Here is a 13,274-nt window from a genome sequence, read left to right as displayed (position 1 = left end):
GTCCTTCTTTCTAATGGAATGTTGTGGTGACACCATTCCATTAGAAAGAAGGACCTTTATGGGTTTTTATGTCCACTAATATGTTCAACTTAAATTTTACAATCTACCAATATGAAAAATCATTGAATAAAGTCGATAAAAACCGTGATCTCTTTATTATAACGTCATTAACTTGCTTGGTTCTTCTGGTTCAGCATCTTGCAATTTAAAATCATGATCGACGCCAAAGTCATACTGCTCCATCAAACTTGCAACTGTTAAGTGGGCGAGCGAACGCATGTTGTTATGTTGACTACGGTGACCAAGGAAAATCTCTTTGGTTCGCCGCCCAACAACACTCATCAATGCATCGGCACCTTCTTCATTGGAAAGGTGACCCTCATCCCCTAATATCCGCTGTTTTAATGGCCATGAATAAGGACCCATCCGCAACATTTCTGTATCATGATTGCATTCCATTACGTAGGCATCTGCATTTCGGATGGTTCCCTCAACTCGATCAGAAACATAACCAGTATCCGTAATAATACAGAAGGTCTTATTATTGTGGTGAACTTGGTAAAATTGCGGTTGCGCAGCATCATGAGATACCGCAAAACTTTCAATATCCATGTCTCCCAAGTCCTTAACAGTATTTGGTGCAATAATATGCTTTTGTGCTAATGGGATTTTACCAACTTTATCGGCCATTGCCTGCCAGGTACCCTCATTGGCATATACATCCATTCCATAACGGCGTGCCAATACACCAACACCATGCGTATGATCACTGTGTTCATGCGTTACAAAAATTGCATTGACGTCTTTTAATGATCGATCAATCTTCTTCATTAAATTTTCAATCCGCTTCCCACTTAAACCGGCATCAATTAAGATCCGGTGGTTGCGCGTTTCCAAATAAGTTACATTCCCAGTACTCCCGCTCGCAAGTACACTATAACGTAATGGATCCGTTTCTGTCACTTAAAGTCCCTCCTCAATTACTTATTATTTAACGAGTTCGTATTCACACTATCTGGCGTTTCCTTCATAACTGTACTATTAAACGCGTTAACTTGTAATTGTTGAATTGCTCCTGAGTTTTTAGTTTTGATTTCAACAGTCCACGTTGGCACATAGACTGCTTTATCATCAGTAGTAGTGTTAAGGAGCTTAGAATAACTAAGCACCGACCACCTAATGCGGGAGTTATTAGGAATCTGATTATGTTTATACAACCAGGTAATTGCTCGGCGCTGGCTAATCGTATTTGACCGTTGCCGGAGAATTTCAACATCTTGCAAGTAAGTCTGCGTATAACCTGTTATCTCATGGTCAGAGTTTATCCGAAAGCGAATTTGCCCATCATTTGAAAATAGCGGCTTTCCTTCTAGCATCTGCGTATAAACAAGGGTATTTTTGTCCGATAATTCCTTGTTATAACGATAATGATTTCCCAAACTTACCATCTTTTTATTTTTTAGCAGCTGGTCGACACGCCGAATATCATTATTTTTAGTCGTTTTAATTGGCTTATCAAACTCACTAGTCAGTGTTCCTGACGAAAGGCGAAAATTTTGATTACGTAATTTCCCAGCTTCCTGTTCTAGGACTCCGCCATCCGATGATTTTTTCCCAGCAATATAATATCCGGTTTGCTGCTTGTTAGAAAGGTTGCCATAACTAATCGAGTCATTACGCATTTCTTTTAACACTGTTGATTGGCGATTTTGCTGACCATTAGAAACTGTAAATTTAGTTTCTAAGATTAATGAACTTCCAACAAAAATATCAAAAAGCAAAAAGGCAAGGATAAAGATCCATTGAATACGTTTAAAATTCATTCTTTAACCCTCCTACTTTTCTAACTCGGTATATTCAACCCAGTGGCCACGATACTTAATGAAATATGTTGGCACTAACTTTACAACATGACTATCTTTATCAGTTTTCCAAATATACCCGACACGTAAGTCCTTGATGTCACGCATCCGGTTGGTTGCATGTAATTGATTAATCACATCTGCACTTGATGGGAGCTTGACCATCTGGTGATCAATCGGCAATGGCACTTGAAGACTATAAAGACTTAGCCAGAAGCGTTCATTCCCGCCACTTGTGGATTCAAGCGTTACTTCCCCATAACCATCACTATTGAAAATTGGAAAGCTATTAACATAAGCCCGATAGTTTAACCGACGACCATGCTCACTCACCTCATCATAGCGCAAATTATCAAGCGGAATTCCAATTGTCGTCAACTTATTATAGAAGTGTGGGAAAATCTGGCTTGTTGATTCCCGATCGTCCTTACTAAGGTAGTTTTCGTATTTAAGCGTTCCATTTTGGCGATTAAATATCAGCCGACGATTGGTTCCATCCGTATAGGTAGTCTCGTTACCATTCCGATTTGCCGTAATTGTTGTGTGTTGGTTAGTACTCATTAGACTAGCACTAGGGGTATCAATGTTTTGCGCAGTGATTTGATATCCTAATGCTGGTAATTCAAAGGATCGCGGATACATCATTACCGCTACCCCGTTAATAATTTTGTGGTCAACCGGGATCCGATCCATTGACTTTAAAAGTTGCCGAATACGGTTAAATTTTCCTTTCTCTACCCGTACTCGATACACACTATAATAGTGGTCACCAAGTAAGTAAATCTCATGTTGCCCGTTTAATGGGATAACAATATGGTTAATCTGATTAACCCGGTCAGTATCAATTGACTGAGAAAATGTTTCGTTGAAGACTGAGCTTGGTACCTCATCAGGATATGTCAGCATTAACGAGTTCCGCCGTCGTAAATAACTCAGGTAAACATCACTATTATTTTGTTTGACAACATTTGTCCGACCTAATTTCCAATCCTCTAACTCTTTTTTCACACTCAGAATCAAATTAGCTTTGGGGCTATAAAGTTGATTCTGAGTTCCTTTTTCACTTGTCTCAACTGCTTTAGTTGGAAGATAAACATCGCCCATTGATTGCGGTGTATATTGTTGTGATTGGCTATTATTGAAATTTTCGTGTCGTGCTCCCTCAAAAGGAAATGGGTTAGTCCAGACAATCCATGAAATGAATAAACTAAGAAGCACAACAACCGTTAAGGCGATTGCTTGCCAATTACTTTTCAGCTTCTTCATCATCCCAGTCTTCCTCCTCATAAGGTACATATGGCAAGGAAATATAGAATGTTGAACCCTTGCCTTCTACACTATCAACCCAAATTTGTCCACCAAGCATATTGATAACTTCCTTGGAAATAGCTAGTCCCAGACCTGTTCCACCTTGCTTCCGACTTCTTGCCTTATCAACGCGGAAGAATCGATCAAAGATACGTCCAAGATCTTTTCGTGGAATCCCTAGGCCTTGGTCAGAAATGCTTAAAATAACATGATTATGCGTCTCCAGTAAGCGGGTTGTAATTACACCACCATCTGGAGAATACTTAATCGCGTTATTCATAATATTATCAATTACCTGGGTAAACTTATCGGTATCAATCTCAACCCATAAATCTTTCTTAGTAAAGTATCGTTCAATGGTATATTTTTTCTTTTTTGGATCTTCTTCTTTTTTAATAATCATATCGAAACGATCCAAGATATAGTTAAATAACTCATTGATATTTACGTATTCCAGATTGAGCTTCGTTGTCCCTGCATCCATCCGCGATAGACTCAACAAGTCATTGATCATCCGAATCATCCGGTCCGTCTCATCCTGGACAACCTTTAAGAACTTAGGGGCAATTTCTTTATCTTGCCAAGCACCATCACTTAATGCTTCGACATAACTTCTAACACTTGTTAATGGAGTCCGTAACTCATGCGAGACGTTTGAAACGAATTGCTTCCGTTCGCGTTCTTCTTTTTGCTGGCTCGTTACATCATGAAGGACACAGACAAGCCCACTGACAAAGCCAGATTCACGTTGAATTGGTGAGAAGTAGGCGTTTAAGATCAAATTATTGCCAGAGTTTGACATATCAATAATCATCTCACGCTGTTCACCATTTACTAGTTGACGAACGGTATAGTCATGACGAATATCCAACACATCAATAATTGATTTACCAATTAAATCATCTTCATTTTCGACACCTAGTAACTGTAACGCCATATTATTTACAATTGTCACATTCCCTCGACGATCAGTGGCTAAAACCCCATCAGACATATGAGACAAAATGCTATCAAGCCGTCGTCGTTCAGAATCGCTTGACTCCTGTGCCTCTTCAACCCGGACAGAAAGATTATTAACTGCCCCTGCTAATTGTCCTAACTCGTCATTTCCCAATACTTTTACTTGACCAGAATAGTCTCCCCGGGCAATTCGTAATGTTTGTTTCCTCATTTCTTCAATTGGGCGGGTAATTTCCTGGGAAATAATAATTGCCAGGATCAAACTCAAGACAATAGTAATCATTGCCGCGGATAAGTATACCAACGTAATATTATTAATATTAGAGTAGACACTTTCCAGGCTAGCTCGCAGGTAAACAGCTCCCACAACGTTATTATTACTGTTATCCACAAGGGGAATCACATTGACATAGTAGCGCGTGTGATTTGAATTATCGTACAAATTTTCGGTATGCGACCTATTATTTAATAAGGTTGCTTTAATGGCTTGGTCCGTTGTTTTCTGACCAATTGCTCCTCGATTATCAGCGTTGCTTGTTCCCCGCACAATGCTCTTACTATCAACCACCCGGATTTCAGAAATATTATTATTATTAACTTCTGAAAGGATTTGGTTAATTTGTTTGTTTGCTTTTTTAGTATTTGATCGTGATAGTTGCTCTGCTAAAGAATTATCAACGTAAGACGGTAATTCAATGGTTTGCTTAAACGTATTAAGGTTTTGATGCTCTAATTGACGCACAAAAACCGCCCCAACACATTCAAGTGTTAACATCAAAATTAACACGAATACGAGAGCGATTTTAAAGCGAATCGATTGATAAAATTTTAACTTGCTGTTCACAATGGTTCAGCCTCTAATTCTGATCAGGATTTGCTAGGTAATAGCCAACACCACGCCGAGTAATTAACCATTGGGGGTGACTCGGGTTATCTTCAATCTTTTCACGAAGCCGACGAACGGTCACATCAACTGTCCGAACATCCCCAAAATAGTCATAACCCCATACAGTCTGAAGAAGATGTTCACGGTTAATAACTTGTCCAATATGTTGAGCTAGATAGTGTAAAAGCTCAAACTCACGATGCGTTAAATTGATATTTTCGCCCCGCTTAGTTACAGTGTAAGCTTCAGGATGAATCGTAAGGTCGCCAATTTGAATATCGGTATTATTTTCTTCCTCTGCTGGTGCCTTCAGAGTTGCTTGACGCCGTAAATTAGCCTTTACTCGTGCTACTAGTTCGCGGTTGGAGAATGGCTTAGTAACATAATCATCGGCCCCAAGTTCAAGCCCTAGCACTTTATCTAGTTCCGAATCTTTAGCGGTTACCATAATAATCGGCATGGTATGCTTAGCCCGAACCCGCTTGGCCACTTCAAGTCCATCGATCTTCGGCAGCATTAGGTCGAGAATAATTAAATCAGGATTTTCTGCTTCAACTTGTTCTAAAGCCGCTTCGCCATCATAGGCTACGACAACTTCATATCCTTCTTTTTCAAGATTAAATTTGATGATATCAGAAATTGGTTTTTCATCATCAACAACTAAAATTTTTTTTGCCATATCAATGATTCCCTCCATTGGGTTAATTGATTAATTACTTTAAATCTGCTATATATCAGTGCCTCTATTATAGCACAGGGAAAAGTTCCATAAATATTTTCTAAAAACTTATGAAAAACATTTGACATTTGATCAATAACAGGTTAAACTATCTAAGTATTCTGTTAAAGGATATGGGCAGTTAGCTCAGCTGGCAGAGCAACGGACTCTTAATCCGTGGGTCCAGGGTTCGATCCCCTGACTGCCCATCAGAGGTTTACAGCGATTGAGATTTTATCTCAGTCGCTTTTTTCATACTTAAAATAAAGGCTACGAAAATCTTATCTTTTCGCAGTCTTTATTTTTATTTAAACTGATCCTTAACATACTGTGCATATAGTGGTGTTATCTTTAATAATTCCTGATGAGTTCCTGCGCCGGATACTGTTCCATTTTCGATAAAGTAGATTTTATCAGCATCAACAATCGTACTCAAGCGATGGGCAATTACGAGCGTCGTTCTTCCTTGCATTAAGTCTCCCAATGCTTTTTGAACCATCGCCTCTGATTCAGCGTCCAAGCTAGCAGTGGCTTCATCAAGCATTAAGATTTTTGGATCGCGGAGAAAAGCTCGCGCAATCGCTATTCGTTGCCGTTGTCCCCCAGAAAGTTTGATCCCTCGTTCACCAATTTCAGTTTCTAACTGATCTTCCATTTCACTGACAAAACCATCTGCATAAGCCATTCTTAACGCGGCCCAAAGTTCCTCATCTGAGACTTCTCTTCGTAACCCATAAGTTAAATTATCACGAATAGTTCCTGGCATTACCGCGGCATCTTGGCTTACGAGACCAATTTGTTCACGCCACTTGGCTAAGTCTACATTTTCGATATTCTCTTCACCGATCAAAATTTTCCCACCTGTTGGCTGATAGAATCGTTCAATCAATGAGAAAATAGTTGACTTTCCTCCACCAGATGGGCCGGCAAAAGCTACCACTGCATTGGGTTTAGTTTCAAAACTAACATCTCGTAAGACTGGCTTACCTTCCTCATATGCAAAATCAACATTCTCAAATTTCAATGGTGCGCTCGCAATATCTTTTTCAGCTTTATCAGTAACAAATTCTTCTGGTTCAGTTAAGATTTGTTGGATACGCTCCGTGGCTCCGCTAGTCTTTGCCATATTATTAAAGAGCTGACTAATTACAACAACAGGACTAATAATTTGGAAAAGATACATTAAAAACGAAACTAAGGCGCCCATTGTCATTGCACCATTCATAACGCGAATTGCTCCGTAACCAAGAATCCCAAGAAACATTATCATCATAAGCATGTTTGTAATTGGTTGCGTTACTGAGTTAATCAATGCCTCTTTTCTCCCGACATGATATAAATTGTCGATACGACGATTTCCCTTTGCCAGTTCATGTTCTTCACCGTTTGAAGACTTAACTAATCGGACCTCACTCAATACATCGGTGGAATCACTAGCAAATTTTGCTAATTCATCTTGCCGAATCCGACCAATCTTACGCGACTGATTCATCACCGGTAACATGACTAAAATCACTAAAGGAACTGCCACAAACATTAACAATGTCATCCGCCAATCCATTGCTAACATAATAACCAGTGCACCAACAAATTGTAAAAGTGATGTCATTGCATTTGGTAATGTTGAAGCAAGTAAATCCTTCACCTGTGACGTATCATTAACTAACCGGGAACTGATCTCACCTGTTTTAACATCATCAAAATATTTTACAGGCATTTTAAGTAGTTTTTGCCATAATTGTTTCCGTAATTTAGAAACAACATTTTCACCAAAAATTCCTAATAATAACCCCGATAACGCACTTGTAATTAATCCTGCTATAAAAATTACAACTCGCCGTTTGTAAAATTAAGTTAGAAAAATAGAAAAGCCATTTGTGGTAGACTTTTGAATACCCCTAAACAAAAGAAAGGAAACCACAAATGACTTACACCCATCTTACCACAAACGAGCTGACAATCATCGCCCATTCTTTCGTGCAAAAGCTTAAAGCGTACCGAGTGGCCCAAATGATCAAACGTTGCGCCGAAACCGTTTATCGCGTTTATCGTTACCTGGAAACCGGTGCCTCAATTGCTGATTATCAAGATCACTATATGCGCAATAAGCAACGTTGTGGCCGAAAACTTACTCAGTTGTCACTGGCTGAACTCACTTATATCAACGACAAAATTGCCCAGTGGTGGACGCCTGATACCATTATTGGGCGCGCTGAGCGCCCAATTAGTTGTAACCGGCGAACTCTTTACCGGATGTTTGAACGTGGCCAGTTCGGCTTCGATGTCCGTTCCTTGCCGATGCGAGGTAAGCGGCACCCGAATGGCTATGTCGAGCGCCGTGGGAAGGCTGGCCAATTGGGGCGAAGTATTCACGAGCGTGCCAAGGACTTTCCGCACTATGCCACTGAATTTGGGCACCTTGAAGCTGATACCGTCCAAGGCAAAAAGCACCAAGGGGCGGTAATGACCCTGACCGAACGCCAATCGAAGGTCGAAATTGTACTCAATGTGCACGAAAAGACGGCTGATGCGATTAACCAACACTTAAGTCAGTGGCTTCGGAAATTCCCGCGGCACTTCTTCAAATCGATTACCTTTGACAACGGAAAAGAATTCGCCGGCTGGCGCGAGATTGCCAATCAATTTGACTTTCACACTTACTTTGCCGAGGTTGGTGCTCCCAATCAACGAGGGCTGAACGAAAACAACAACGGTCTTTTACGCCGGGATGGCTTAACGAAACAGCTAGATTTCCGCAATCTTCCTGATGAATTGGTAACCCAACTGATGAGTAAGCAAAATAACCTGCCCCGTAAATCACTAGGCTATCGAACTCCATATGAAGTATTCGTGTCTTACGTCACTGATGAGCAACTATTTTCTTTCTAACTTAAATTGACATTTCGGGACTGTTAAAATTGCCAACGTTGGACTAATACTCTTAAAATTATTAATTAGCTTTTGTGCTAGTTGAGGAACAAATAGGTTAGCACCCGTGGAGATAAAGCCTAGTAAGATTCCCACAAAAAGCTTAATATACTGCGGATGTAATTGATTTATTAAACTAAAGAAACTTCGAAAACTAAATTTATTTCTGTTCAAAGCATAAGCCTCCTAACAGTTAAATATCTAACTTTTAATGATGATGAACATTTAAACACATAGGCATCTAACTGTCAAGAGTCTAACTTATTTTTTTAGATTGTTATTAATATTAGTCATCCCTTTAACTATTGCATCAATATCTCTTTCATCGAGGCGGCTAATAATCTGCAAATAAGCTTTATCAAATATTTCTTTAACTTCATTAGTCTTTTCTTCACCTTTTTTGGTAAGAAAAATACGCTTAATTCGTGCTGACTCTTGATCCGCCTTCCGGATAATATACCCGTCGCGTTCAAGATTTTTCACCATACTGGTAACACTAGCATTCCGTAAATGGAAATGGTCACCTAATTCTCGTTGAATAAGACCAACGTGTTTTTCGATATAAAAAAGCGTATGAGCTTGCTGTGGAGTTATATCTAATTCAGGGGCAAGTTCAGTATAAAAATGCTTCATGTTAATCATATAGTTCCGCAATAAACGGTTCATTTGCTCAAATTTATCTTTTTTTAATGCCATGAAATTACTCCCAATTTTAATTTTATTGTTAATTATAACAGTTAGACACCTAATTAAAATATGGATTTGAAAATTTATTAAATAAATTCAGAAAAACACTTGCGAAAATGATCGGAAGTTGATATTATTATTTATGTTGTCAAAGACATGGGCAGTTAGCTCAGCTGGCAGAGCAACGGACTCTTAATCCGTGGGTCCAGGGTTCGATCCCCTGACTGCCCATCATATAAAAAAGATCACCGAGTAATCGGTGGTCTTTTTTTGTTATAAAATTGTAATTACATGTTGTTTAGGACGCTTGGAAATAATTTCAATTGCGCCAAGTGCTTCTAATTCTTCAATGGCTGCCTTAGTCTTTGATTCACTTTCGATTGTTGCTAGGTCATTCGTCTTATCATTAGAAATTCATATATAAATGCTAAAAAATGCATTTTTAATAAACAATCTAATTAATAATATGTTTTTAGTTACTTTAGCATAACCCTTATTATATAGGCATTGCAATAAAACATTGCTAGACTTTTTCCAACTATTTTCGTATTCTTATACCAAAATATAAGGAGCAAATTAATATGTCATTTGGCGAACAAATTCTAAGTCGACGCAAAGAGTTAGGACTAACTCAGCAAAACGTTGCAGATGAATTACACATCACGCGACAAACCCTTTCCAAATGGGAAAACAACAAAAGTTACCCTGATTTAAAATTACTTCTTGCTCTCAGTGAGATATATCATGTCTCTGTTGATTCATTACTTAGAGAGAATAAAGACCTAACTAGTTTCCTAAACCGTGATAAAGCCTCACAAACGTTTAATATTATTCGTGGATTGTTTTGGTTGCTTATAGGATTTTATTTTTGGAGTCCTTCTAATTATTGGTCAAACATTTTAATTCCTATTTTATTTTGTATTCTGCTAGAATATTTATCCTATAAAGAATGTTTTTTCTTGGGAAAATACTGGTATAAGCAAAGTCACTATACTCTTTTAGGGTATATATGGACAGCATTAATAATCATAATTGTAATCTATGGGCTCATTAATAAGCATCTTAATATGTTACTCTATTGTTTTATGTTAGCAATATATTTCTTTTTCCACCAATATATATACCAACCACGTAAATAAAAAGGACGTCATTCAAACGTCCTTTTTATTACTTATCTTCTGCTATTAGTTCTTTTCGTGCTTGGCGTAAGCTCATTTCTTGTTCTGGTGAAACCTCGGGATAAGCTAATGGCAAACTATTAATCTTCTTTGTCAAAATATCAGATACAATTAAACGCGAGTACCACTTATCATCAGCCGGAATAACATACCATGGATTTTCCTTTGTGGCGGTAGCATTAATCGCCTTTTCATATGCCTTTTGGTAATCGTCCCAATATTGACGTTCGCGAATATCAGCTGCAGAAAACTTCCAATTCTTTTCTGGCGTATCAATCCGTGCTAAGAAACGCTTCTTCTGTTCTTCCTTTGATACGTGGAGAAAGAATTTTACAATTAAGTAACCGTTCCGTGTTAGATAACTTTCGTACTGGCGAATGTCTTCATAGCGACTATCAAAGAATTTGTTATTAACATCATGAATAGACTCAATCCCTGGAATATTAGATTGCAAAATTAAAGCAGGATGAACGCGTGAAACAAGAACATCTTCATAATAAGATCGATTGAAAACACCAATATCACCACGCATTGGCAATTCACGATTGATTCGCCATAGATAATCATGACGTAATTCGCGGCCTGTTGGTTGTTTAAAATTAGCCACCTTAAACCCAACTGGATTTACGCCCGCAAAGATATGCGAAATCATACTATCTTTTCCTGCCGCATCCATTGCTTGAAATACTACTAAAACTCCATAATGACGCCGGGCATACATCATCTTTTGCGCATTTTTGATTGACTTTACATTTTTCTTGATCTTCTTTTTAATCTTCTTAAGGTCATCAGCAGAATCTTTTACCTTAGTTGGTGCCGCCTTAATATCAAAGTCTTTTCCAGTGTAACGATATTTCTTGGTTTTCATCAACATTCACCTCATTGCTTTTAGTTTGATTTCAACTACCATCATAGCAAATCTGGCAAACTTTGGTTAATAAAAGCTAATTTTTAAAGATATATAAGCTGCTAAGGCTCTCTGATCACTATATCAGTCTTAGCAGCTTATTTAATTAAATGTAATAATACCAAAAAAGAACCATGAACATTCTAGTCCACAGTTCCCTTATTTATAATATTCTTTTCTGTTGGCTGGTATTTACTACGTTTTAATTTACTAATTTGATGCTCGCGACCATTATTAACAATGAATTCATCAACGGCACCACAATGCTCACAAACTACCACAATTTGGTATCGTTGCGAGTCATCATTATTCGTATCCATCCAATTTCTTTCCGCAATTACTAACGGCTGTTCATGGCACTGATAACAAGAAATTCCTAGTTCACATTCTTCCCTAAAAGGATCTCCTGTTTTTCCTACCATTCCATAACGGTCTTCACCATGTACATTATCAAAATTATTGTAAAACATCTAATCACTTCTTTAATATTCAACTGCTTTTGCCTGTTTTATCTTAATAACAAAGACTACTATTATTTCCATTACAAAAATCGAAATCGCACAAATAATAAAGAGGATATGATAAGAGGTTGCTTCAATCATCAATCCACCAAATAGAGGACCAATTGCCTTTCCTAAAGAAGAAAATGCGTTCAAAATCCCCTGGTACTTTCCCTTAACAGCAACCGGTGAAAGGCTGTTTACAATGGCAGGCATCGTTGGCAGAGCAGTGGCTTCACCAATTGTCAAAACGACCATTGCCGCAACAAACCAGCTATATGAGTGGGCGTAAAGTAAGAGGACAAATGAGAAGCCAATTGTAAACATTCCAATAAATACTTGCGCATATGGCCGATTAACCCAACGATTAAGCCAAGTAATTCCTAATTGGAAAACAACGATTAAGATCCCATTTAATGTCCACAAAAGACTATATTTCGTCATTGAGATTCCTTGATCAGTCATGAAAACTGATAAGTTACTTGCCCATTGTTCATACATTGTCCATATTACAACTAAGGCAATGAAGAAGATCCAGTTAATCCATAAGTTAGCTTGAGGCATCTTAATATTAACTGTCTTGTTCTCTTCTTCAGCTTCCATATCTTCGGTCTTTGCAACTGTTTGTTGACTATCCTTAAAGAAAAAGATAACAACAAGTGAGAACATTGTATAAAGGATTGTGGTAATCAAAAACATTGGTGAAACATTGCCATCTGCATATTGATAAAGCGGACCGACAATAGTAGTTCCAATCACCATTCCCAAGTTATTGGCAAAATACAACATATTAAAGACGTAACGACCATCTCGTCCTGAACGAGTCGCAAAAGAATTAACCATTGTAATGATCCAACCATTAAAGAACCCAATGACTGTTAAAAGAATTCCATATATCGGCCAGCCATTGAAGAAAATCATAATAGCCATTACGATTGTCGTAAGCAATGTCCCGCCAATCATCAATTTTCGCGGGTTAGCTCGATCAAATAGCATTCCACTAATATAACTTCCGACGACATTTGCTCCCGAATAAAAGAGTAAAACAATTCCTGAAACAGTTAATGACTCATGCAACTGATCATGAATATAAATTGTTGTTAATGGCCAGACAAAACTATTCCCAATACTTCCAAGGAACATTCCGAACAAAAGCCATTTTAATTCTACGCCTTGACGGTTCATTGTTTACGCCTCCTCAATTACTATTATACCGTTTATTTTTTTAAAACATTTTTAATGTCTTAAGCGCACTAAAAGGGCTACCTCAGTTTTTACTGAAATGCCCTCTTAGAAATTTAGTTTTTAATTATTCCTAAATTTCAAGAATAAGTTAGCCA

General features: G+C 38.1%; 11 protein-coding genes, 2 tRNA genes and 2 pseudogenes. 4 read left to right on the top strand and 11 right to left on the bottom strand.

Going from position 1 to position 13,274, the window contains the following annotated elements:
* Positions 1 to 156 precede the first annotated feature (156 nt).
* The 5 genes from SH603_RS01155 to yycF are packed head-to-tail and all read right to left on the bottom strand — an operon-like array spanning position 157 to position 5,695.
* The gene (locus SH603_RS01155; protein ID WP_169471081.1) at positions 157 to 963 is read right to left on the bottom strand and encodes an MBL fold metallo-hydrolase; all 807 of its coding nucleotides are present in this window, start codon (positions 961 to 963) and stop codon (positions 157 to 159) included.
* A gap of 17 nt (positions 964 to 980) precedes the next feature.
* Complete coding sequence (locus SH603_RS01150; protein WP_169471080.1) at positions 981 to 1,823, bottom strand: two-component system regulatory protein YycI; 843 nt, start codon at positions 1,821 to 1,823, stop codon at positions 981 to 983.
* A 12-nt stretch (positions 1,824 to 1,835) separates the two neighbouring features.
* Entirely contained in the window at positions 1,836 to 3,131 is a 1,296-nt protein-coding gene (locus SH603_RS01145) for a YycH family regulatory protein (protein WP_169471079.1), read from the bottom strand.
* On the bottom strand, positions 3,109 to 4,974 hold the full coding sequence (gene walK, locus SH603_RS01140; protein ID WP_169473425.1) for a cell wall metabolism sensor histidine kinase WalK: 1,866 nt from the start codon (positions 4,972 to 4,974) through the stop codon (positions 3,109 to 3,111). Before walK ends, SH603_RS01145 begins: the two co-directional genes overlap by 23 nt.
* Before the next feature lie 13 nt (positions 4,975 to 4,987).
* On the bottom strand, positions 4,988 to 5,695 hold the full coding sequence (gene yycF, locus SH603_RS01135; protein WP_011953351.1) for a response regulator YycF: 708 nt from the start codon (positions 5,693 to 5,695) through the stop codon (positions 4,988 to 4,990).
* Positions 5,696 to 5,870: 175 nt separating this feature from the next.
* Between yycF and SH603_RS01130 the strand changes: the two genes are divergently transcribed.
* Positions 5,871 to 5,943 (top strand) — tRNA-Lys (locus SH603_RS01130).
* Positions 5,944 to 6,038: 95 nt separating this feature from the next.
* Here SH603_RS01130 and SH603_RS01125 read toward each other — a convergent pair.
* A pseudogene (locus SH603_RS01125) lies at positions 6,039 to 7,568 on the bottom strand (ABC transporter ATP-binding protein); the annotation flags it as partial.
* A gap of 89 nt (positions 7,569 to 7,657) precedes the next feature.
* On the opposite strand from SH603_RS01125, the gene SH603_RS01120 reads away from it, so the two are divergent.
* A complete protein-coding gene (locus SH603_RS01120; protein WP_321533977.1) occupies positions 7,658 to 8,623 on the top strand; it encodes an IS30 family transposase in 966 nt (321 codons plus the stop codon).
* A gap of 18 nt (positions 8,624 to 8,641) precedes the next feature.
* On the opposite strand, the pseudogene SH603_RS01115 reads toward SH603_RS01120, so the two are convergent.
* Both SH603_RS01115 and SH603_RS01110 read right to left on the bottom strand, forming a co-directional pair.
* Positions 8,642 to 8,836 (bottom strand): annotated as a pseudogene (locus tag SH603_RS01115) (multidrug ABC transporter permease); the annotation flags it as partial.
* An 87-nt stretch (positions 8,837 to 8,923) separates the two neighbouring features.
* A complete protein-coding gene (locus SH603_RS01110) occupies positions 8,924 to 9,358 on the bottom strand; it encodes a MarR family winged helix-turn-helix transcriptional regulator (RefSeq protein ID WP_169471076.1) in 435 nt (144 codons plus the stop codon).
* A 149-nt stretch (positions 9,359 to 9,507) separates the two neighbouring features.
* On the opposite strand from SH603_RS01110, the gene SH603_RS01105 reads away from it, so the two are divergent.
* A tRNA-Lys gene (locus tag SH603_RS01105) sits at positions 9,508 to 9,580 on the top strand.
* A 350-nt stretch (positions 9,581 to 9,930) separates the two neighbouring features.
* Positions 9,931 to 10,488: a helix-turn-helix domain-containing protein gene (locus tag SH603_RS01100; RefSeq protein WP_169471075.1), complete on the top strand. Its 558-nt coding sequence runs from the start codon at positions 9,931 to 9,933 to the stop codon at positions 10,486 to 10,488.
* Positions 10,489 to 10,516: 28 nt separating this feature from the next.
* Here SH603_RS01100 and SH603_RS01095 read toward each other — a convergent pair whose 3' ends face one another.
* The 3 genes from SH603_RS01095 to SH603_RS01085 all read right to left on the bottom strand — a co-directional run bounded on the left by SH603_RS01095 (position 10,517) and on the right by SH603_RS01085 (position 13,119).
* Positions 10,517 to 11,401, bottom strand: coding sequence for a PPK2 family polyphosphate kinase (locus tag SH603_RS01095; protein WP_169471074.1), 885 nt, complete (start codon positions 11,399 to 11,401; stop codon positions 10,517 to 10,519).
* A 176-nt stretch (positions 11,402 to 11,577) separates the two neighbouring features.
* The gene (locus SH603_RS01090; RefSeq protein ID WP_065533488.1) at positions 11,578 to 11,904 is read right to left on the bottom strand and encodes a hypothetical protein; all 327 of its coding nucleotides are present in this window, start codon (positions 11,902 to 11,904) and stop codon (positions 11,578 to 11,580) included.
* A gap of 12 nt (positions 11,905 to 11,916) precedes the next feature.
* Complete coding sequence (locus tag SH603_RS01085) at positions 11,917 to 13,119, bottom strand: MDR family MFS transporter (protein ID WP_169471073.1); 1,203 nt, start codon at positions 13,117 to 13,119, stop codon at positions 11,917 to 11,919.
* Positions 13,120 to 13,274: the final 155 nt, after the last annotated feature.

Origin of the sequence: Limosilactobacillus reuteri (assembly GCF_034259105.1) — a bacterium.
In the GTDB taxonomy this organism is placed as follows: domain Bacteria; phylum Bacillota; class Bacilli; order Lactobacillales; family Lactobacillaceae; genus Limosilactobacillus; species Limosilactobacillus reuteri_G.
This window is presented reverse-complemented; position numbering and strand designations above follow the sequence as displayed.